This window comes from Paraburkholderia sp. EG287B (genome assembly GCF_040965595.1).
GTDB lineage: Bacteria > Pseudomonadota > Gammaproteobacteria > Burkholderiales > Burkholderiaceae > Paraburkholderia.
Genome location: NZ_JBFRCG010000015.1, coordinates 129,164 through 151,205 on the forward strand (window position 1 = coordinate 129,164; position 22,042 = coordinate 151,205).

The 22,042-nt window shown below is 68.1% G+C and carries 16 protein-coding genes; 6 read left to right on the forward strand and 10 right to left on the reverse strand.

The features are described from left to right. Positions 1–19: 19 nt before the first annotated feature. The 6 genes from AB4Y40_RS27315 (at position 20) to AB4Y40_RS27340 (ending at position 5,903) form a co-directional block, all read left to right on the forward strand. Positions 20–1,093: a catalase family peroxidase gene (locus tag AB4Y40_RS27315; RefSeq protein WP_368690477.1), complete on the forward strand. Its 1,074-nt coding sequence runs from the start codon at positions 20–22 to the stop codon at positions 1,091–1,093. Positions 1,094–1,274: 181 nt separating this feature from the next. Continuing rightward, the gene (locus AB4Y40_RS27320) at positions 1,275–1,820 is read left to right on the forward strand and encodes an RNA polymerase sigma factor (protein ID WP_368690478.1); all 546 of its coding nucleotides are present in this window, start codon (positions 1,275–1,277) and stop codon (positions 1,818–1,820) included. Continuing rightward, the gene (locus tag AB4Y40_RS27325) at positions 1,817–2,740 is read left to right on the forward strand and encodes an anti-sigma factor (RefSeq protein WP_368690479.1); all 924 of its coding nucleotides are present in this window, start codon (positions 1,817–1,819) and stop codon (positions 2,738–2,740) included. The genes AB4Y40_RS27320 and AB4Y40_RS27325 overlap by 4 nt, the downstream gene beginning before the upstream one ends. A 72-nt stretch (positions 2,741–2,812) precedes the next feature. Further along, the gene (locus tag AB4Y40_RS27330) at positions 2,813–3,649 is read left to right on the forward strand and encodes a hypothetical protein (protein WP_368690480.1); all 837 of its coding nucleotides are present in this window, start codon (positions 2,813–2,815) and stop codon (positions 3,647–3,649) included. Positions 3,650–3,668: 19 nt separating this feature from the next. Continuing rightward, positions 3,669–4,562, forward strand: coding sequence for a DUF3365 domain-containing protein (locus AB4Y40_RS27335; protein WP_368690481.1), 894 nt, complete (start codon positions 3,669–3,671; stop codon positions 4,560–4,562). A 3-nt stretch (positions 4,563–4,565) separates the two neighbouring features. Continuing rightward, the gene (locus AB4Y40_RS27340) at positions 4,566–5,903 is read left to right on the forward strand and encodes a serine/threonine-protein kinase (RefSeq protein ID WP_368690482.1); all 1,338 of its coding nucleotides are present in this window, start codon (positions 4,566–4,568) and stop codon (positions 5,901–5,903) included. Here AB4Y40_RS27340 and tagF read toward each other — a convergent pair. The 10 genes from tagF to tssE are packed head-to-tail and all read right to left on the reverse strand — an operon-like array spanning position 5,900 to position 22,038. Then, positions 5,900–6,460, reverse strand: coding sequence for a type VI secretion system-associated protein TagF (gene tagF / locus AB4Y40_RS27345; protein WP_368690483.1), 561 nt, complete (start codon positions 6,458–6,460; stop codon positions 5,900–5,902). The genes AB4Y40_RS27340 and tagF overlap by 4 nt on opposite strands. Next, positions 6,457–9,981 carry a type VI secretion system membrane subunit TssM gene (gene tssM / locus AB4Y40_RS27350; RefSeq protein ID WP_368690484.1) on the reverse strand — a complete coding sequence of 1,175 codons (3,525 nt, stop codon included), beginning with the start codon at positions 9,979–9,981 and terminating at the stop codon, positions 6,457–6,459. Before tssM ends, tagF begins: the two co-directional genes overlap by 4 nt. Next, positions 9,978–11,330 carry a type VI secretion system protein TssL, long form gene (tssL, locus tag AB4Y40_RS27355; protein WP_368690485.1) on the reverse strand — a complete coding sequence of 451 codons (1,353 nt, stop codon included), beginning with the start codon at positions 11,328–11,330 and terminating at the stop codon, positions 9,978–9,980. Before tssL ends, tssM begins: the two co-directional genes overlap by 4 nt. Before the next feature lie 24 nt (positions 11,331–11,354). Further along, on the reverse strand, positions 11,355–12,689 hold the full coding sequence (tssK, locus tag AB4Y40_RS27360) for a type VI secretion system baseplate subunit TssK (RefSeq protein WP_368690486.1): 1,335 nt from the start codon (positions 12,687–12,689) through the stop codon (positions 11,355–11,357). An 8-nt stretch (positions 12,690–12,697) separates the two neighbouring features. Then, positions 12,698–14,101 carry a type VI secretion system-associated FHA domain protein TagH gene (gene tagH / locus AB4Y40_RS27365; protein ID WP_368690487.1) on the reverse strand — a complete coding sequence of 468 codons (1,404 nt, stop codon included), beginning with the start codon at positions 14,099–14,101 and terminating at the stop codon, positions 12,698–12,700. Then, positions 14,098–16,083, reverse strand: coding sequence for a type VI secretion system Vgr family protein (locus tag AB4Y40_RS27370; RefSeq protein WP_368690488.1), 1,986 nt, complete (start codon positions 16,081–16,083; stop codon positions 14,098–14,100). The genes tagH and AB4Y40_RS27370 overlap by 4 nt, the downstream gene beginning before the upstream one ends. Continuing rightward, complete coding sequence (gene tssH, locus AB4Y40_RS27375) at positions 16,070–18,673, reverse strand: type VI secretion system ATPase TssH (protein ID WP_368690489.1); 2,604 nt, start codon at positions 18,671–18,673, stop codon at positions 16,070–16,072. The genes AB4Y40_RS27370 and tssH overlap by 14 nt, the downstream gene beginning before the upstream one ends. A 4-nt stretch (positions 18,674–18,677) precedes the next feature. Continuing rightward, positions 18,678–19,694 carry a type VI secretion system baseplate subunit TssG gene (gene tssG / locus AB4Y40_RS27380; RefSeq protein ID WP_368690490.1) on the reverse strand — a complete coding sequence of 339 codons (1,017 nt, stop codon included), beginning with the start codon at positions 19,692–19,694 and terminating at the stop codon, positions 18,678–18,680. Further along, positions 19,679–21,532 (reverse strand): type VI secretion system baseplate subunit TssF, encoded by a 1,854-nt coding sequence (gene tssF, locus AB4Y40_RS27385; RefSeq protein ID WP_368690491.1) that lies wholly within the window; start codon positions 21,530–21,532, stop codon positions 19,679–19,681. The genes tssG and tssF overlap by 16 nt, the downstream gene beginning before the upstream one ends. Further along, complete coding sequence (tssE, locus tag AB4Y40_RS27390; protein ID WP_368690492.1) at positions 21,529–22,038, reverse strand: type VI secretion system baseplate subunit TssE; 510 nt, start codon at positions 22,036–22,038, stop codon at positions 21,529–21,531. The genes tssF and tssE overlap by 4 nt, the downstream gene beginning before the upstream one ends. Between the last annotated feature and the right edge of the window lie 4 nt (positions 22,039–22,042).

The window sequence follows — 22,042 nt, forward strand, 5'->3', positions numbered from 1 at the left end:
GAGGCCCCTGCGCTGATTTATGTCCCGTCTTTCGCTTTCGCAACTCATTGTCAGGTACGCATTCATCGCGCTCACGCTAGCGGCCTGTGCCGCGGCGTTCGCATGGACCGCGGGCTGGATACACTGGCCCGGCGCCCGGGCCGCGCTCACGCCCGACCGGCTCATCGACGCATTCGAACGCAGCGCCGGCACGCATCCCGGGTTTCGCCGCAACCATGCAAAAGGCATCTGCGTGAGCGGCTATTTCGACAGCAACGGCAACGGCACGGCGCTGTCTCGCGCGAGCGTATTCGAGCGTGGCCGCACGCCGTTGCTCGGGCGCTTCTCCGCGCCCGGCGGCAATCCCGCTGAAGACGACGCGGACACGACCGTGCGCAGCTTTGCGCTGCGCTTCGCGATGCAAGACGGCGAGCAATGGCGCACCGGCATGAATTCCGCGCCCGTATTCGCGGTGCGCACGCCACAAGCGGTTTACGAACTGCAAGAGGCCATGGAGCACGACAAGCGCACGGGCCGCCCCGACCCCGCGAGACTCGACGCGTTCTTTGCGAGCCACCCCGAAACCAACGCGCTGCGCGACTGGCTCGCCGCGCATCCGCCGGCTTCTGCGTTCTATAACGCGAGCTATTACGGTATCGATGCGTTTCGCTTCACCGACGCAAGCGGCAACACGCGATTCGTGCGCTGGAGCGTCGTGCCCGACGTGCCTTACGCGCCGCTAGATACGCATGATCCGGACGCGAGAGACCCCGACTTTCTCGCGCACGACCTGAAGGTGCAATTGGAATCGGCTCCGGTGCGCTGGCACCTCATGCTGACGCCCGCGGGTGCGGGCGACCCGGTGGACGACGCCACCCGCGCCTGGCCCGTCGAACGCGAGCAGCATCGCGTCGATGCGGGTACCATCGTCATCGAGCATGCCCAGTCGCAGATCGACGGCCCCTGCCGCGACATCAATTTCGACCCAACGGTGCTGCCGGTGGGCATCGCGCCCTCCGACGACCCGCTGCTCGCCGCGCGCGCCGCCGCTTACGCGGTGTCGTTCGACCGGCGCACGAGCGAAGAAGCGCGCGCCGGCACGAAAGGCCGCTGAAGGCCATTGAAGGCGGCGCGAACGCAACCCGAACGAAAGCATGGAATAAAGCCCACCGGCCAGGTGTTTCGTTACTAGTTCACCAAAATGGCCCGAGCCGCGCGCCCTTGACCAGACGGTCGCACACGACCGCAGCGCACGCCAGTCCGGATTGAACGGGGATCGTGGAGAAAACCCTTCGATGAGCGGTACAGACTTACCGGGGATGCTTCCCGCCATGATTCCGCGGCTTTGGGCGTTTGCGCTGCGCCTGTCCGGGGACCAGCACGACGCCGAAGACCTCGTGCAGCGCGCCTGCCTGCGCGGGCTCGAACGCGCGCATCAGCTTCAACCCGACACGGCTCCGCTGAGCTGGATGTACTCCATCATGCATTCCACATGGATCAACGAGCTGCGAGCCCGCAGCGTGCGCAAGCGCGCGAGCTTCGAGTGGGACGACGATTTCCTCGAAAATCTCCCCGATCCCGTCGATAATGGCCCCGAAACACAACTCATGCATAGCCAGATCATCGAGGCAGTCGAGCGCCTGCCCGAAGCCCAGCGTGTGGTGATGCTGCTCGTCGCGGTCGAAGGCATGACGTACCAGCAGGCCGCCGACGTGCTCAAGATACCCATTGGCACCGTAATGAGCCGGCTCTCGCGAGCGCGGCAATCGGTCGGCGCCATGTTCAGCGGTGCAGCGCCCAAGGCGCCGCCCGCCCCGCAGCAGAAGGACTCACTCGCATGATTGCCGACGACGCACAGTTACTCGCCTATGTGGACGGCCGCCTGTCGCCGGACGAGCGCGCCGCGATCGAAGCGCAGTTGCGCGAGTCCGCCGAGGCGCGCAAGAAGGTCACGCTGCTGCGCACCTCGCAGGTCGATTTCGCCGGTGCCTTCGCCCAGCAAACGCTGCCGTCCGTGCCCGAATCGCTGCAACTTGGCATCGAGGAAATGGTGCGCGCGCAAACCGGGCAACCCGCGCAACCGTCTTCGAGTGCGAACGACGCCACGATGCCAGCCGCGGAGCAACAACCCTCGGCGCCCGTGAGATCGCGCCTGCGCCGCGTGCCGGTCTGGCTCGCGGCGGCATGCGTGGCGGGCGCGTTCGTGGCCGGCCAGTTCGTGCGCTTCGACGCGCTGTTCGGGCCTGGCGGCCAGGGCTCCGGCGCCTCGCAACTCGCGAGCGCATCGGAGCCGTCGCCGTGGGTGAAGGCGGCGGTTGGCTACCAGAAGCTCTATACACGGGAAACCGTCGCCTACCGGCAGGACGATCCGGCGCTCGCCGCCCGGGTCGTCGAAGACATCCGCCGCGACGACCGTCTCGCGCTGCGCGTGCCCGATCTGAGCAGCGCCGGGCTCACCTTCAAGTCGGTGCAGCGCCTGCGCTTTCACGACAAGCCGCTCGTGCAGATCGTTTATCTGCCGCGCAGCGGGCCGCCCATCGCATTGTGCGTGATGAAGGACGCGCGCCCGGACGAAGCGGTCGCCTCGCGCACCGTCGACTCGATGGGCGTCACCACATGGCGGCAGAACGAGCTGGCCTACGCGCTGATCGGCCAGGCGGGCGACGTCGATCTCGCCGCGCTCGGCAAGCGCATCTCCAACCTCGATACGGCCGCGCTGTTCAGCGAGGCTCAGGAAGCCGTACAGCCGCATAACGGATAAGCGCCAGGGTCGGCGCGGAATAATTTCGCCGCCGGGCTGTTGTGTTGAGGAACCCTCGATCAATGGCTCGGCATGATTCATCGATTGCACATCTGGGTAGCGGGCATCGTCATCGCGGCGGTGCTCGCGTCGCCTGCGCAGGCCGCCTGGCGGCTCGCGAGCACCGATGCACCCATCGGCGTCGTGCGCGGCGCGAGCGTGACCTCGGCAGCGGCGGGCGACACCTTGCGCGACGGCGACCTGCTCGAATCGCGCGATGGCGTGGCGCATCTGCAGGACGAGCACGGCACGCTCGTCGCGCTCGGTCCGCGAACTCGCGCGATGCTCGTGGCCGACGCCCATGTCGCCTTGCTCAGCGGCTGGCTGAAGGTCGCCGCAGCCGCGTGTGCCACCGCGCCCTGTGCCCAGGTGCGCGTGGACACGGAACCCGGCGCGCTCGATGTTGGATCGAGCGCGGCGGCGATCATCGCAGCGCAAGAAGGCACGCAAACGGTCAACGTTTTCAGCGAAACCGGCACGCATGCCTTCGCGGCCAGGCCGCCCACGCAGATACCAACCGGCCGCTTCGCGAGCATCGGCAGCCCTGGCCATGTGCAGATATCGGCGCGCCCCACCGACGCTTTCGTCACGGGCATGCCGGTCGCATTTCGCGACGCCTTGCAGCCGCTCGCCGTCGCCAGGCCCGCACACACTGCGCCGCCATCGCACGCCGCCACTTACGACGACATCGCGCCGTGGCTGGACAGCAAACTGCCCGCGCGCAAGAGCTTTCCCGCACGTTTTCGCTCGCGTCTGACCGATCGCGCGTTTCGCCACGATGTTCAAGCGCATCTGAACACCCTGCCCGACTGGCGCGCCCTGCTCTATCCGCCCGAGCGCCCAGGCGTTCGCAAAGTGCGCTATCCATAAGGCTCGAACCTTCACTGCCATGAAGCCCGGACTCTCGCTCAGCGTCAAATTCAACCTGGTATTCCTGATCATCTTCGCAATCGCGCTGGTGGTGATCGGCGTGGTCTCCGACCGTCTGCTGCAAAAGCAGGCGCTCGAAGAAACCGCGCACGACGCCAACATCCTCGCGAGCGCCGCATCCTCGATGCAGAGCTACACCGCGGCGCACGTCACGCCGCTGCTCGCCACGCAGATCAAGTACAGCTTCGTGCCCGAATCGATCCCTGCGTTTTCGGCCATCGAGATGCTCAAGCTGCTGGGCAAGGACTTTCCGAACTTCTCGTACAACGCCACGATGCTCAACCCGACCAATCCGCGCGACCGCCCGACCGACTGGGAGACCGACGTCATCCGCCATCTGCACGATCATCCGGAACTCAAGGAACTGACCGGCCAGCGCGATGCGCCGGGCGGCCGCTCGTTCTTCCTCGCGCGGCCCAGCAGCATTACCGACACTGCCTGCATGCAGTGCCATAGCACGCCGAACGCCGCGCCCGCGACGATGATCGAGAAGTACGGCACCTCGAACGGCTTCGGCTGGACCATGAACGAGGTGATCGGCGCGGAGTTCGTGTCCGTGCCGATGGCGCAGCCCATTGCGCGCGGGCGAGCCGTCTGGCGCACGTTCATGCTTTCGCTCTCCGCCGTGTTTGCGGTCGTGCTGATCGTCATGAACGTGATGATGCACGTGCTGATCACGCGTCCCATCCGCGCGCTGTCACGCGCCGCCGACGAAATGAGCCTCGGCAAGCTCGATGCGACCACGCTGCCAACGGGCGGATCGGACGAAATCGCATCGCTTGCGGTGTCGTTCGGACGCATGCAGACCAGCCTCATCGAAGCGTTCCGCATTCTCGACGAAGAGCAGACGTAAGCGATGTCCCACTCCGCCGACATCCCCTCGACCTTCGACCGCTACGTGATCGAGCGCGTGCTCGGGCGCGGCGCAATGGGCGTGGTGTATCTGGCGTTCGACCCGCGCATCGAGCGCAAGGTGGCGCTCAAGACCATCGAGCGGCCTGCGGGCGGCGAAGCGGATCACGAACTCACCGCGCGCTTTCTGAACGAAGCGCGCGCCGCGGGACGTCTCGCCCATCCTCACATCGTTGCGGTGTACGACTATGGCGAAACGGGCGACACCGCCTTCATCACGATGGAATACGTGCGCGGCGCAACCCTCGCAGCGCATCTCGCGCAGCACGCGCGCGCGGGTGCGCAGATGAATCCGCTGGCCGCTCTGCGCTGGTTCGCGCAACTGCTCGATGCGCTCGACTACGCGCATGGCGCAGGCATCGTACATCGCGACATCAAGCCCGCCAATCTGCTGATCTCGCCGCGCGGCGAATGCAAGGTCGCGGACTTCGGCATCGCTCAGCTCGACACGTCCAAGCTCACGCAAACCGGCACGCTGCTCGGCACGCCGAGCTATATGTCGCCGGAACAGTTCACCGGCGACGCCGTCGACGCACGTTCCGATCTCTTCAGCGCCGCCGTCGTGCTCTACGAAATGCTTACCGGCGTGTGCCCGTTCGCGGGCACGCCGGGCGCCGTGATGCGCAAGATTCTCGACGAGATGCCGCCTCCCCCTTCCGCCGTCGTGCGCGGCTTGCCTGCGTATGTCGACGCCCTGGTGATGAAGGGCATGGAGAAGCGCCCCCAGATGCGCTATGCCGGCGCGCGCGCATGGCGCGATGCGCTGCTTGCGGCACTCGCTGCCGATGTCCATGAGGATGCCGAACGAACCGTGCTCGCGCATGCGGCTCTCGAAGCGCCGATCCCCACGCCGCCCACGCAGACCCAGCTCGACCCCGAACTCGTCGCGCACCTGGAGAAGCGCCTCGCGAGCCATGTCGGGCCCGTGGCGTCGCTGCTGGTACGGCGGGCATGCGTAGGCGCGACGAACATCGACACGCTGCGCGAACGCCTGAGCGCTCACTTGCCCACCGACGATGCGCGGCGCGACTTCGATTCGCTGTTGCTTCCGGTGGGCGCCGGTGCGCCGCGCACGATCGGCGCGCAGACCATCAGCGCCGAAAGCGTCAACGAAGCTACCTCGCGCCTCTCGACGCTTCTCGGCCCCATCGCCCGTATCGTGGCGCGCCGCGCCGCCACCCACGCCACCGATCTGCGCGCCTTCCACACGCAACTGCTCGACGCCGTGCCGGAACCGCACCGCGAAGCGCTGCGCCGCGAATGGGATGTCGACAGCGACTAGCGTGCGATATCGTAGGCTTCGAGCAGATCCAGGAACAAGCTCGCATCGAGCGCGCCCTCGTGTCGATGCGTTGCGCCATCCTCCTGAGTCCACCACATGCTGGCGCCTTCGCACGATGCCAATGCGACTGGCTGCTCGTGCAGCGTAGCAAGTTTCGACTCGAACGCCGTTAGTGAAAACGAAGGCGCCAGCGTCGAGAGGGCAAGCGCACATGCCTCGACGTGCCAGCGCGAATCGACGGCACGCGCTGCGCCTTCGATTTGCCGCGCAATCACGAATGGAAAATAGCGCCCCACGGCGTCGATGCCGGGCATGAGCACGCCGGTGCACGCGCAGTCGTCGATCACGGAGGGTGGCGCCGAAAAACGCCACACGGGCATCTCCAGATAGCGCTCGAGCCAGCCTCCGGCATGGCGCTCGCGCGCGGCCAGCAGGCCGCGTTGCAGCCACGCGTCCCAACGGCCGACGAAAGCTGCGGATAGTCCGCGTCCGACGAAATCGCCATGCGTGCGGACCTTCCCGTAAAAGCCGGCGTCGATTCGATCATCTGCGTTCATAGCGACGTCGGGCAACGAAAGCCACTGAGCACACCCGCGCGCAACGGATTGTTCACGCTGCCGGCCACGAGCGCGAGCATGACCTTGCCGCCGTCGAACGTGGCGTTGAAATGATCGGCCTGCCCGGCCTGCTCGATGCGCGCGGCGTCGAGCAGATGGAACAGCGCCCAGGGGCCTTCCGCGCGAGGCGGAGGCACAGGCGCGGGGTCGAGTTCGACATGTGCCTGCCCCGTGCCCTTCCCGCTCGGCCACTGGAACGCGGCGGTGGCGTTGGGCGCATCGCTCGTCGCGCTCAGTTGCGTGCCGTCGATATCGAGCACGAAGCGCTTCAGCGAAGGATCGAGCGAAACCACCTTTGCCGAGAAATGCACGGACACGTCGTGGCCGCCGTCGCGAAACAACGCATCCCGCAAGGTCGCCGCACGCTGGAACGCCACCGGCACATCGTCGGGAATACCGAGGGATTTCGCCTCGGGCCGCCACTTCCATACCGTGCCGGACGTATCCACCCGATTCTGCAGATTCTTCTGGAAGAACGCGTCGATCAAACCGCCCGGCGCCAGCACGCGCGCGAAGTCGTCGGGCGCGGCGTCGCGCGTCGAGGTCCTCACGAGCGGGTAGCGGCCGTCGAGTGCCTGCCTGCACGCGGGCGCGACCGTCGTGGCCCAGAGCGTCTGCAATTGCGCACGCTGGCCCTGGATCTGCACGGTATCGGCGTTGCCCGCTACGCCTTGCAGCACCGCCGCGAGCGGCGCGGGCGCGTTCTGCGAGAGCAGCTTCAGGTGGTCGAGCGGGCCCGTGGCGGGCGGCGGCAGCGACTGCCTGCGCGCCGTGTCTTCCGCCTGCAGGGTCGCCGCGGCGTCCTTGAGCGCGTTGATGTATTCGTCGAGCGCCGCGCCCGCCAGATCGTGCAGCGCCTGAAAATGCGTATCGACGGGCGTCGGCGCGGCGGGCGGCTCCGCCTGCGCGCCGATGCGGTTCTTGAGCGCGTCGAGCTTGCCGGGCGCGGCGGCCGGCGGCGTGAAGGTCGTTTCGCGCGCGACGCCCTGGATCAGCGCGCGCAACGGTGAATTCGCCGAGCCGAGCAGGTTCGCGATGCGCGCGCCCTGATCCGGCGCGCTGAACGGCACGACGGCGATATCGGCAAGCAATGCGTCCCACTGGCGGATCGCCTCCTCGCTGTAGAGCCGCGTGAGCGCCGCGCGCAATGCCTCGGTGCTTTGCACATCCGTATGCGTCTGGCCCGCGCCGAGCACCCAGTCGTCCTTCGACAGATTGGCGAGCGCGTCATCGCGCAAACGCACGAACGCGTCGAAGCCCGCACGCGTGTAGGCGCCCTCGATGCCTTGCGTGAGCGGCGCGCCGCTGCGTCTCACGAACACGATCTGTCCGCTCGGCCCTGCCGCCTTCGCCACGGTGAAATCCGCCAGGCGCAGTTGTGCGAGTTGCTGATCGATACGACCTGTCAGGCGCTGCGCGAGCGGCACCCGGTTGAGCACGGCGCGCGCCTGGGCGATCAGGTTCTGATCGAGCGGCAAGTTCGCATCGAACTCGCCACGCCGGAACAACGCCTGCAAATGCTGCTCGATGTCCGCGCGCTGCGCGTCGCTCGCGTCTTTCATCGAAGCCGTTCGCCAGGTACGCAACGCCCAGACCTGCAGCGCGTCCGGGTCGAAATGCGTCGGGTCGCCCAGCATCAGGTACGCGCGCAGGGCTTCGTAGAGCGTGGCGGGATCTTCCGCGCTGCCGCGGCGAAGCTGGTCCTCCATGCTTTGCACGACGATCGGCAGCAAGGTCTGCCGCAACAAGCGCTGGTACACACGCTGCGCTTGCAGGCCGAGCTTCTCGCGCTGATCGAGGCCAAGGTGCGCCCACCACGGCGTGTCACGCGAAGCACGCTCCGCTTCGCCGCCGGGCAGATCGCGCGCGGCGTCGAGCAGCGGCAGAACCGTAAGCGGACCGTCGCCCGCGCTGGTCCTCTTCGCAAGCTCGGCGAGCGCGGCGGTCTGCTGACGGCTTGCATCGACGAAACGGCGATTCGCACGGTCGCTCGCGAACAGGGCGATCAGCCCCGCCGCCAGCAACACGGCGATGCCCGCGATCGTGGCCTGCTGAATGCGCGCGCGCCGCCGCACGGCGCGCGGATCGCTGCCCGCGATGCCCTGCTCGGCGAAAATCACGTCGCGCAGCAGGCGCTTGACGAAATACGCGCGGCCGCTCGAGGCGTCCGCCATCACGACCTCGCGGCTCAAGCCCAGCGATGCCGCCATCGCGCTCATCATGCGGTCGAGCGGACGTCCGCTCTGCGTGCCGCTCGTGAAGTACACGCCGCGCAGCGACGGCGCGCGCGCGAAACGCGATTCGCCGAATGCCTCTTCGAGAAACCGCCGCAACGCGCGCTCGATGCCCGCGAACTGCTGCGGGAATGCATAGATCAGCGCGCGACGCCGCGGGTCGGTTTCCTGCTGCATGCGTTGCAGCACACGGCCTTGTAGCTGTGCATGCAAAAGGCCGAACTCTTCGGAGAACTGCGCGAGCGGCGCACTGCCTTCGCCGGCCTCGTTCTCCGCAGCGAGCGGGAACGTCATGCCCCACACCTGCTCGCGCTCGTCGCGGCCGAAGTCGTCGAAATACTCGGAGAAGCCCGCGAGCATGTCGGTTTTCGTCACGACGACGTACACCGGCAGATGCACACCGAGTTGCTGGTTCAGTTCGGCAAGTCGCTCGCGGATCGCGGCGGCATAAGTGGCGCGCTGCGCATCGGACTGTTGCAGCAGATCGGCGGCCGAAACCACGGCCATCACGCCGTCGAGCGGACGGCGCGGCCGGTACTTGCGCAGCAGCCCGAGAAAGCCGAGCCATGCGCCGCGATCGGCCTGCTCGTGGCTGTCCTGCGTGGTGAAGCGGCCCGCCGTGTCGAGCAGCACGGCGTGATCCGTGAACCACCAGTCGCAGTTGCGTGTGCCGCCCACGCCGCCCACCGCCTGCGCGCCGAGCCGGTCTGCGAGCGGGAAGCGCAGCCCCGAGTGCGCCAGCGCAGTGGTCTTGCCCGCGCCCGGCGCGCCGACGAAGAGATACCACGGCAAGTCGTAGAGCGTCTCGCGGCGCGGGGCGAGCCACGCGAACAGGCGCCGCATGCCGCGCGCGCCGCTGGCAGGCGCGCGCGACTCGCGCAGTGTCTTCAGGGCCGCCTCGAAGCGCGTGCGCAGTACCGCGACGTCGGCATCGGCGGCCTTGCGCGCGGGGTCCGGCGCGTGCTTCGCGGGATCGAGCGCATCGGACACGAGGCGCTGCACGAACGTCGAACTGGCGATGCGCGCCTTGGCAAACCGGACGCCCCAATAGAGCGCCCAGCACGCGAGGATGAACGCGATCACGGCCCAGCGCCTGGCGCTGCTCTCGAGCGGCGCCGAGCCATTGAACGCCACGAGCGGCCCTTCGAACCAGACCAGCGCGCAAAGCGCCAGTACGCCCGCAAACGTGACGACAGCGGGCCTTTTGAACCACTGGATCCACTTCATGGCGCGGCTCCCGGCGCAAGGATGGCGATGGTCACGCGGCGGTTGCGCGCGCGGCCCGCCGCGGTGTCGTTCGATGCGACCGGCTCGGTATCGCCGCGGCCTTCGGCGCTCACGCGCGCAGGGTCCGCGAGATGCGCCGCGAGGATCGCGCGCACCGTATCCGCGCGCGCCTGCGAGAGCGCGACGTTGGAAGGAAAGCGCGCCGACACGATGCGCTGGTCGTCCGTATGCCCGATCACGACGACATTGCCCGGCTTGTCCGCCAACGCCTCGCCGATGCGCTGCACGAGCGGCACGAAACGCGGGTCGAGTTCGGCGCTGCCGGACGCGAAGATCTGCGTGCCTTCGGCGCTGTTGTTGATGGTCACGGTCGTGCGGTCCCCCGATTCGCCGACGGTGACCAGCCCTTGCGCGATCTCCGGGGCGAGAAAGCCATCGAGCGCCGACCCGAACTTCGGCGCAGCCTGCGTCTTGGCCGCGAGCACGGGCGCGGGCGCCACCCGAATCCCGCGCATCGCCTCGAACACCGGGTCGGAGAACGCGTTGATGCGCAGCCCGAGCACGAGGCTGGTCGCCATCAGCACGAGGGCCGCGAGCGCCAGCGCGACCCACAGCGGCACGAAACCCAGCGTCCGTTCGCGCGCCTGCTCCGCGGGTTGCCAATGCGGCGACAGCGCGCGCTCGACCGGGCCGCGTTGCGCGCGGATCATCTGTTCGAGGCGTTCGCGAATCTCGTCGAGCTGACGCTTGCCGCCTTCGATGAGCCGGTAGCGCCCGTCGAAGCCAAGCGCGAGCATCACGTAGATCAGTTCGAGCAGGTCGATATCGGCGGCGGGGGTTTGCGCGAGCCGCTGCAACATGACGAACAGCCGCTCGCCGCCGGAGGCCTCGTTGTGAAACGTCACGAGCAGGCTCCTGCGGCCCCAGACTCCCGCGCCCCACGGCGTCGCCGCGATGGCCTCGTCGATGAAGGTGCACAGGCAATAGCGCGCCGGGCCGAGCTGCGTGTCGGGCACGCCGAACGCGCGGCCGTCGGCTTCGAAGCGGCGCACCATCTGGATCAGCTGCGCGCGCAGCGTGTCGAGGTCCGGGTGGCTCGGCAGGCGGCGCAGCGGCAGCGCGAGTTCCAGCAACGGATTGGCCGCGCGCAGCAGCGGGTTGCGCCCGGCGATCGCGGCATCGAGCGGCACGAGCGCGGGCCCGGCGGCTTGCGGCTTGCGCTGCGGCGCGGGTTCGGCTTCGGCGCCGGCCGCGCGCTCGCGCTTGCGCCCCGGCGTCGGCATGCGGATCGTGCGCGCCGCGTCGAGATAGTCCGCGTCGTCGAGCGGCGCGTTCGTGCTATCGGTCATGGCAAGGGTCCTCGATGCGAGACTTCAATGACGGATGGCCCAGAGTTCCATCGCGAGCCCCGGGAACTCGCCCGCCACGTGCAGCGCCATGCCCGCGGAAGCCGCCAGCGTTGCCCACGCTTCGTTGTGGTCGTCGAGTTCGAAATAGCTGTAGCCCGCATGGAACGGCAACTGGCGCGGCGCGACCGCCAGCGCGCGCAACGCGATGCCTGGCAGCTGCAGGTTCACGAGATCGCGGATCTTCTCGATGCTGCCGATCTTCACCTGGCTCGTGAACGCGGAAATCAGCGTGCCGGCCGGCACCTGCGCCCGCACCGCGAGCACGAAGGTCGCGCCGGCAAAGAGCGTGCGGTCCGCGACCCGCGCCACCCGCAAGCCATATTTGCGTTCTTCGAGCGCAATCGCCACGACCTGCGGATCGGCGACGCGCGACAGCGCGAGCCGCAGCGCATCGATCACGGGCTCGAACGTCTCCTTGAGCCGGTCGTGCCGGTAGGCCGCGAACGTGGGCGGCCGCCGCCCCGCCTGGCTGAAGGTGGCCAGCTCGCCCGCCAGCGCGATGCACGACTGATAGAACGCTTCGGGATGCAAACCATCCATCGCATTGAAGTGCGTGACGAGCGGCTGCGCGCGATTGACGATCTGCAGCAGCAGAAAATCGGCGATTTCGGCCATGCCCGCGCCATCGGGTTGGGCGAGGCGCCCGGCGAGCGCTTCGCCGCGCTGCTGAAGCAGGCCGCCCAGTTCGGTCGAGAAGCGCGCGAGGCGGCCCGCCACGCGATAGTCCAGGCACGGCGCGCAGTAGTCGTCGTCGAGTACGACGCGGCCGTCGCTACGGCGCTCGACCACGTGCGCCACGCCCGCGCACGCATGCGCATTGGCCACCTCGGGCGCGAGCGCGAGGCGCAGGCGCAGCTTGCCGATCTGCAGCAACGTGCTGGGCGCGTCGGCGTCGTTGCTGTCGTGCACTTCGAAGTCTCCCGCGCCGTAACGCGCGAGATCGTCAGCGTGCCCGTCGCCGCCCGACTCGGGCGCGCCGGCGCGGCGCACCGGCAGCGCGAGCATCACCGTGACGTTCGCGGCGTTTTCGGGAATATCGAGCGGTTCGGGCAGATCGTCGTCCGCGGGCAGGTTGAACGGCGTGCCGTCGGGCAGCACGCCTGCCGCCGCGCGCAACGCCAGTTTGCCGAGCTTGAGCAGCGCCTCGTCGATCTCCAGCGTCGTGAATCCCCAGCCATAGGCGCGCAGGCCGTTCACGCGGCCCGCGAGCAGCGCCTCGACGTGCCGGTCGTGCTGCTGGAGATGCTGCGGCTGAAGGAACATGCCCTCAGACCAGATGACTCTGTTGTTCCAGTACATGCTATGACTCAATCCTTCGGAAATTGCAGCGCGTCGAGCTGTGCCTGATAGGCGCGGCCGAACGGTTCGCCAAAGCGCTGCTGGAAATCGTCGCCCGCGTCGCGCGACACCTGCTCCCACGTCTTCACGAAGCGCTGCCACAGGCGCGCCCGGCGATTGCCGACGAGCGCCTCGAGGCCGGAGGGCGCATCGAGCGAGCGCTCGATCGCGGCGGGGTCGAGGCGCGCCATGGCGTCGTCGAACGCGGCGCGCATGCCGGCGACGAGCGCGAGTTCGTGGGCCTGGATATCGCGGTAGGCGGCGCGCAAGGCTTCGTCCGGCGCGAGATAGCCGCGCCCGGGCGCGCCCAGCATTTGCGTCAAGGCGCGGTCTGCGTCGGGGAAGAACTTGAGCGGGTTGTTGTCGCGCGCCTCGATCATCGTCATCGCCATGCGGGCCTCGCGCCGCGCCATCGCGCGCGAGCGCAACACGCTCATCGTGCCCTCCGTGGCTTCGCGCAGCAGCGCACCGGCGAGGCGCGCGACTTCCGGCGCGCTCAGGTGGGCGACATCGGCGGGCGCGATGCCGAGGCCCTCCAGCAATGCGTCGAGCACCGCGGAATCGTCCGCGCGCCGGGCCGCGGGGCGCGTCTTCGGCACTGCGGAATCGTCCGCGCGCGGGGCTGCGGGGCGCGTCTCCGGTGTCGCGACGCGCGCGTCCTCGGACCGGTGTACCGGTAGCGCAGCCAGCGCTTTTTCCGGCGACACATGCTCGAAACTGCGTGACGCCGCGGCTGGTTCGCGCGCCACCCGCGCGGGCGCGTCGCGCAACGGATCGGCGGCGCCCAGCACGTCCAGCAGCGCCTGATTCGCTTCGCCGCCGAAATGGCCCGGTTCGCGCAGCAGCGGCGTCGCCGCGAGCGGGTCGGGCGTGAACGGCGCGTCGTCGCGCAGTGGCGGCGGCGTGCCGGAAGCGCGCGGCGCATCCCAGTCGTCGGGGATGAGCGGCGGGCCCGGCGGCGTCTCGAACTCCGGCGTGCCCGGCAGGCTCGCCGCAGGCGGCTGCGTGGGCGTGGGTTGCGTCATCAGCGTTTGATCGAAGGGCGCCCAGCTTTCCTCGCCTTTTTCGAGCGAGACCGCAAGCGTATAAGCGCCGATCCGGATCTGGTCGCCATCGGACAACACCGCCTCGCGCGAGCCGTTCAGCGCCTCGCCGTTCAGGAGCGTCGGATTGCTGCCGGCATCGACCAGCACGTAAGTGTTCCCACGGCGTTCGATGCTCGCCTGCATGCGCGAAATACCGCGTTGCGCGTCGTTCAGCACCACCGTGCTTTCCGGCGCGCGGCCAATGGTTGCGCGTTCATCGATCTCCATGGTGTGAGGCGCGGCGTGCTCGCCGGCTTCGCCGCCCTCTACAGTCAGCGTCAATCTCACGGGGCCTCCTGAATGCGAATCTTGCTCGTGCCGTCGTCGGCGTCGCGCGGCGGCCTGGGCGGCGCGGGCGGCACGGCAAGCGGCACCGGCGGCACGCCCGGGCCGAGCGGAATCGGAAAGCTCGACATCTCGATCGTTTCCGGGCCGATGAGGATGTACGCCGCCCCCGCGCGCAGCGCGATGGTCGCGCTCGCCTCGATCTCCACGGCCGCGCCCGCCTTGATGTGCACGGCCGCGCCGGCGTCGAGCGAATACGCCTCGCCCACGAACTGCTCATGCGTCGTCATGCTCGCCGCCGAGACGCTGCCAAGCACACGCGACGTGCTGCTGCCCAGCACCGAATCGTTGCGCGCGCCGCGCGTCTCGCGAAACTCGCCGCCGCCGACGCGCAGATGCCGCTCGCCGGTGACGTTCATCAGCGCGTCGTGCTTGACCCATGTTTCGTGATCGCGCTCGGCGTGAAAGAACATCTGCTCGCCGCCCTTGCGGTCGTCGAAGCGGACTTCGTTGTAGCCGTTGCCGCCCTTCGTCGACTGGCTCTTGAGCGTGGACACCGCGCTCTGCGCGGGCAGGTCGTACGGCGGCATGTTGGTCGAGTTGTAGACCGCGCCGACGATCACAGGCCGGTCGGGATCGCCTTCGATGAAATCCACCAGCACCTCCTGGCCGATGCGCGGCAGGCACATCGCCCCCCAGCGCCGGTTCGCCCAGCCCTGCGCCACGCGCACCCAGCAGCGATCGAGCCGATCCGCGCCGCCTGCCTGCGAAAGCTGCTCCCAGTGGAACTGCACTTTCACGCGCCCGTACTTGTCCGTGAGAATCTCCTCGCCCGGCGGGCCGATCACGACCGCGGTCTGCGGGCCCGCCGCGCGAGGAACGGGCGTGATGCGCGGCGAACGGAACGAGTTGTCGCTGCGAATCGCCCTGAAATGGCAGTCGAACAGCGGCTGCGTGGGGTCGCTCGTGGAGACGTAGGCATCCGATACGATCTCGGCCTGATTCTCGATCACCAGATACTGGCGGTTCTGCGCGCCGCCCGGATGATCGCGCAGCCCGAACAACCCGGCCGCCGCGATGCCGCGCGCGGTGGTGCGCCCTTCCATCGCGTCGTTCTGCGTTTGATGGATCTCCACGTTGATGCGCGCGAGCCGCTCGCCGTCGCCCGCTTTCAGATGTCCGCTCAGATGCTCCTGCATCAGATAGCGCGGCGGATCGTAGGGTGCGTTGCGTGTCGCGCGCGAAACGAGCCCTTCGCTGTTGCTCACCGAGGCCTTTTCGAAGTCGTAGTCGTTGACTTCGTAGCGCCCCGTTTCGAGCGTCGCGCCCGCGTGCCAGCGATAGACGCATTCTTCGTCGGGTTCCGGCGTGTCCCAGCCCTGAAACGGCACCGACTCGTAGTGCGCGATGGGCCGATGCTCCGCGCCGGAATCGGCCAGCACCAGCGTATGCTTGCCGCCTGCGTGTTCGAAGAAGTAATGCATGCCTTCGCGTTCCATGAGGCGGCTCACGAAGTCGAAATCCGTCTCGCGATACTGCACGCAATGGTCGAGCGGCGGATAGCTCGCCGTACAGGCGTTGCGAAAGTCGATGTCGTACGTCTCCAGCACCTGCGCGACGATTTGCGGCGCCGTGCGCTGATGGAAGAAGCGCCGGTGCGAGGCGCGCGTGAGCAGCCACAGCCGCGGATGCACGACCGCCTCATAGCGCGCCATGCGGTTCTTCGTGGCGTCGCCGGGTGCGAGCAGACGCAGTGTCGTGACGATGCCGTTGAACTCGCGCGACCCGCCCGCCGGATAATCGAGCGTCACGGAAAGGTTCTGCCCGAGCACCGCACCCGGTTCGATATCGTTGTGCAGGCTCAGAAATGCGATCTCGAAGCGGCTCAGGCGTCCCAGCGCCTCGCTCGTCGACATGCGCAGAAACACCGCGTCGTCGCCGAGCGCCGCACAGGTCATGCGCACATGGCGGTCAGTCGAAGGCATAGCCGAACTCCTCGCCCTCGACGCTCACGTGCACGCGTGCAAGCGCTTTGCCGTCCATCACGCGCGCAAGATACTCCGTGCTGATGCGCGGCAGCACGCTGTTGGTGAGGATGGCGTCGATCATGCGGCCGCCGCTATCCATGCGGGTGCAGCGCTGGGCAATTTGCGCCACCACGCTCTCGTCATACGTGAACGGCACGCCGTGCGTGAGCGTCACGCGCTCGGCCACGCGGCCGAGTTGCAGCCGGATGATGGCGCTCAGCATCTCGCTGGAAAGCGGGTAATACGGAATGGTCACCAGACGCCCGAGCAACGCGGGCGGGAACGTCTCCACCAACTGCGCGTGGAGTTCGCGTTCGATCACCTCCATCGGCGGGTTCGTGCGCGGATCGCGGCACAGTTGCGCAATGCACTCGGTGCCCGCGTTGGTCGTCAGCAGAATGAGCGTATTGCGGAAGTCGATGGAACGGCCTTCACTGTCGTCCATGCGGCCTTTGTCGAAGACCTGGAAGAACAGCTCGTGCACGTCCGGATGCGCCTTCTCCACTTCGTCGAGCAGCACGACGCTGTGCGGCCGCCGGCGCACCGCTTCGGTCAGGACGCCGCCCTCGCCGAAACCCACGTAACCCGGCGGCGCGCCCTTGAGCAGCGACACCGTGTGCGCTTCCTGGTACTCGCTCATGTTGATGGTGATGAGGTTCTGCTCGCCGCCGTAGAGCGCCTCGGCGAGCGCGAGCGCCGTCTCGGTCTTGCCCACGCCCGATGTGCCCGCGAGCAGAAACACGCCGACGGGCTTGTCCGGATCGTCGAGACCGGCGCGCGAAGTCTGCACGCGCCGCGCGATCATTTGCGTAGCATGCTGCTGGCCGATGATGCGGCGGTCGAGCACCTCGTTCAGGCGCAACACATTGCCGATCTCGTTCTTCAGCATGTTGAGCACGGGCACGCCGGTCCAGTCCTGCACGACCGCCGCCACCGCATGACGGTCCACGCCCGGCAGCACGAGCGGCGCGTCGCCCTGATGCGCGGCGAGCTGCGCCTGGCGTTCGCGCAACGCGGCCAGATCGGCGTGCGGTGCGCCCTCCCGCAGCGCCTCGCGGCGCACGAGGATGTCCTCGACCATCTCGCGCTCCACCTGCCAGCGCGCGTGCAGATCGGCAAGGCGAGCGGTTTCGGTTTGCAATGCCGCCGCCGCGGCGTCGCGACGTGCCGCCGTATCGATGCCGATCGCCGTTTCGCGCCCGATCACCGCCAGCTCCGTGTTGAGCGCATCGATACGCCGTTGCGCGTCGTCGACGGCAGGCGGCGTGGCGTGCTGGCTCACCGCAACGCGAGCGCATGCGGTATCGAGCAGGCTCACCGACTTGTCCGGCAGTTGCCGCGCGGGCAGATAGCGATGCGAGAGCTTCACCGCCGCCTCGATCGCCTCGTCGAGCACCTGCACGCCGTGATGCGTTTCGAGCGCGGCGGCCAGGCCCCGCATCATCGTCACGGCGCGCGCCTCCTCGGGCTCGTGAACCTGCACGACCTGAAAGCGCCGCGTGAGCGCCGGATCCTTTTCGATGTGCCTGCGGTACTCCGACCACGTCGTCGCCGCGACGGTGCGCACGCTGCCGCGCGCGAGCGCGGGCTTGAGCAGATTCGCCGCGTCGCCGGTGCCCGCCGCGCCGCCCGCGCCGATCAGCGTGTGCGCCTCGTCGATGAAGAGAATCACGGGATGCAGCGCCGCCTGCACGGCCTCCAGCACCTGGCGCAACCGCGCCTCGAATTCGCCTTTCACGCCCGCACCGGCCTGCAGCAGTGCAACGTCGAGCGCGCACAGGCTCACGTCGCGCAGCGCGGGCGGCACGTCGCCCGCCGCGATGCGCAGCGCGAGGCCTTCGACCACCGCTGTCTTGCCGACGCCCGCCTCGCCCGTGAGGATCGGATTGTTCTGCCTGCGCCGCATGAGGATGTCGACGACCTGGCGAATCTCCGCGTCGCGGCCCACCACGGGATCGAGCCGGCCCTCGCGCGCCTGGGCCGTGAGGTCGACGGTGAAGCGCTGCAAGGCGTCGTCGGTGCGATGCGCCGTGTCGGGTTCGTGCGCCACGACAGCCGCCGGCGTCGACGCTTCCGGCGAACCGTCGAGCACGTCGGCAAAGTTGGCGACGAGGTCGTCGAGCTTCACGCGGTCGAACTCGCGCGAAATGCCGCGCAATGCGTTGCGCAGCACCGGCGTCTGCAACATGCCGACGAGCACATGCGCGCTGCGCACCTTCGGCGCGTCGAAGAGCAGCGAGGCATAAACCCAGCCGCGCTCCACGGCCTCTTCCAGTTGCGATGCAATATCGCTGACGGAGGCCGCCCCGCGCGGCAGCCGGTCGAGCGCCTCGGTCAGATCGCGCGCGAGCGCGGCGGGCTCGATATGGGCGTGGCGGATCACGCGATGCAGGTCCGAATCGGGCAACTGCAGCATCTGATGCAGCCAGTGTGCGAGCTCGACGTACGCGTTGCCGCGCAAGCGGCAGAACGTAGTCGCGCTCTCCATCGCGCCGAAACTGAGCGTATCGAGTTTGCCGAACAGGACGGCACGGCTGATGTCTGCCATTGAACTAGTCCTTTGCATGAGAGGGGGCCGACGGACGCAGCTTGAGTTGCGACGCGTCGGCCGCGGCCGCGCGCGCGTGCAGCCAGGTCGTGTAGCCGAGGCGCTGCTTGCGCCCCAGCGCGAGACGCGGCACCTGCGCGCGCCGCAACTGCAGGTTCACGTCCCATTCGAGTGGATCGCGCACGTACAGACGCACCCAGTCGGCGAGCCGCGCGAGGCTTGCGCCGCCCGGCAGGAAGCGCTCATAGTCGTCCAGCGAAAGCGGTCCGAGCACCACACGGAACTTGTGCTGCCGATCGAAGACTCTCGCCCCGAGCATCGTGCCGACGCCCATGCGGGCGCTTTCGTCGCGCAAACCGACGCGCGTCAGCGCAGCTTCGGGCAGCTTCATCCAGTGCCCCACGTTTTGCACGACCGCCACCGGCAAGCCAAAGAATCGCGACAGCACGATCCGCAAACCCGCCGCGTGGCGCGTGGGCCCCGCGAGCAGCCCCGCGAAATGCAGCTTGGCGAAATCGGGCACGGTATCGCGATGGCGCAGCGCGCCTTCGTTCAGGCCAAACACGGTGCCCACGTAGGCGGAGAACCGGTCGTCGACGTCGCGGTCGAGGCTCACCACCGGCTGCGCCGTGGCCCACGCGCGATAGAACAGCGAGGCCATGCGGTGATGAAAGACGTCGAGAAAACGCGCAAAAGTCGGATCGCCCGCGTTACGCGCGCGGTGACGCACGTATTCGGTCAGATGCGTGGGCATCGGGCCATTCGGGCCGAGCAGACCGAAGAAGTTCACGGCGAGCTTCGGTGCGGTGTCCTGCGTGCTGGCGAAACGGCGCAGCGCCGTCGGAAAGAATATCAATTCGGGTTCCTGACCGAATCGCACCGCGTCGTCGCGCGGGCGCAGCGACGACCCCACGCGCGGCAACCCACGATGCGCGCATTCGACCAATCGCACGGCCTGAAAGAAGTCGAAGCGGTTCGCCTCGGCGGAAAAGCGCTCGAATAGCATCACAGCGTCCGGCATTGCCCGCTCCCCGGCGCCCAGCGCATGATTTCACCGCGTGTAGTCGAACTCACGCAGGTTTCGGTAAATGAATTCATCGACACGTATTGCTCGAAGAAGCGCGCGAGCACCGCGCCGAACAAAAACGCGCTCGCCCCTTCAAAACCGCTCTCGTCGAGCAGCACATCGAGCGCGAGGCCGCGGCCGAACACGATCGGCCCGCGTGACGGCAAGCGGCGCGTGACCGCCCGCGTGCCGATGGAGCGCAGGCCTTCGATCTGCCGCGCGGCCGCGCCGTCGCCTTCGGGCGCGTAGAGCGCGAGCAGGTCGCGCATGGCGCGCGCGCCGCTCCCGTTCGCGTCGTCCACGAGCGATGCGTAGTTGAGCGACAGGTGACTCAGGAGGCGCCACGCGACTGCCCCTTGCGCATAGGACGGCAACGGGCGGCTCGGGCCGGCGACACAGCGCACGCCGGAAACCGGCGCTTCCAATTCCAGCGTGAAGTCGGTTTCGCCGCGCCCGAGCGGCAGGGTCAGCGTGAGATCGCGGTTGGTGCACAGCACGCTGACACCGAGTTGATGCAGATCGCCGGGATACGGCGCTTCGTGCGTATCCACCAGCGCGATCCAGGTTTCGCTGCCCGCATACGACGAACGCGCGCCGCGCTCCTGCTCGCGGGCGGACGGCAGACGCTTCTCGCGCCGCACCTGATAAAACGCCGTGTCGGGGTCGCCTGCGCCGAGATCGCGCATGCGGTAGAACGGCTGAAACTCGACCGGCGCGCTCCCGCCCGAGCGATGACCCGTCACGCTCTGCACGCGATAGACCTCGAAGTCGCGCGGCCGCGTGCGGTCCACCACCACGTGATGCTCGAACTGCTCACCCGTCACCGCGATACGATCGGCGCGGCGCGCAAAGAGGTTGATCGCGGGCGTGCAATGGAGCGCGAAATTCTCGCGGTCGACCCGTTGCTCGAGCGCGGTATCGCCCTTCGAAAGCAGGACGACCAGCTCGATCTCGCGGCTTTCACAGCGAGCGAAATGCGCATGCAATCCATCGATGCCGACGAACATGAAGCGCTGCGCGAATGCGAAATACTCCTGCAGCAGCCGATAGCCCGGAAACGATTGATCGCTCACGGGCAGCAGCGCTTCTTCGTCGGAGAAGCCGAGCGGGCGCAGCGACGAAGGCGGCAGCACGCCACTGGGCGTCGCGATGGCGAGCGTCGAGCCGACCAGCAGTTCATGGAGCTTTGCCGCCGTGCCGTCGCTGCCGCGCAGGTAAATGGGCAGATGATCGATGGCGAGGTCGTTGATCTTGCGTTCGCCGAGTGCGCGCAGCTTGAGGCGCAAGCCTGCCTTCACGCCGCGCGGCATGGCGGCGGGGACGCCGGGCAGCGCGCCGGCGTGCGTAAACAGGCGCGCCTCCACCAGTTCGAGCAGCGACAAGGTGAGCGCGTGCGCCGTGCGAAACTCGCAGCGCGTCGCACGCTCGCCGTCGAACCGGCCCTGCAGGGGCGTGCCGCGCGGCACGGCAACGCCGTCCGCAAGTGCGGGGTGAGTCTTGTCGGGCTGCAGTTGCACGACCGTCATCGCGGGCGTCGGCGCGAGATAGTGCGGGTACACCAATTCGGCGAGATGCTGCGTGAAGCGCGGGAACTCGGCATCGATTTTCATCTGCACGCGCGCGGCAAGAAAGCCGAAACCTTCGAGCAAACGCTCCACATAGGGATCGGCGCAGTCGAACCCTTCGAGGCCCAGCCGTCCCGCGATCTTCGGAAACGCCTTGGCGAACTCGCCGCCCATCTCGCGAACATGCTGCAGTTCGCGGCTGTAGTACTGGAGGAAGTCGGGGTTCATCGGGGCGTCACCTCTTCGTACACGTTTGCCTTGCCGGCTTCCAGGTCGAGTTCCGTGCGCAAATAAAGCCGCTCGGGCACCGGATGCGCATGGAGATCGCCTTCGACGATGAACGCCAGCGCGTGGTGTGCGATATCCACGCCACCGGACTGAATGGCGCGCACGCGCAAGGTGCCGCGCACGATGCGCGGCTCGAACGCGCCGATGGCTTCGGCGATCAGCCGTTCGACCCGCGTGACGTCCACGTCCGACGCGCTCTTGCCCGCCAGCTCCGCGAAGCCGAAGTTGAGCACCGAGTCGGCCACGCGCGGATAGCGCGCGATCTCCTGCGCCGACGCGATGCCCCGCGCATTGAGGAGCCAGCCGATATCGCGCATGACGCTCAGGCGCTGCGCACGCGCCGAACTGGCCCGATGCTCGCGGACTTCGCTGGTCGCTTCGGGCGCATGGTCGGTCAGCCGCTCCAGCAGCGAGGGCTGCACGCGCTCGGCGTTTCTCGTGCGCATGATC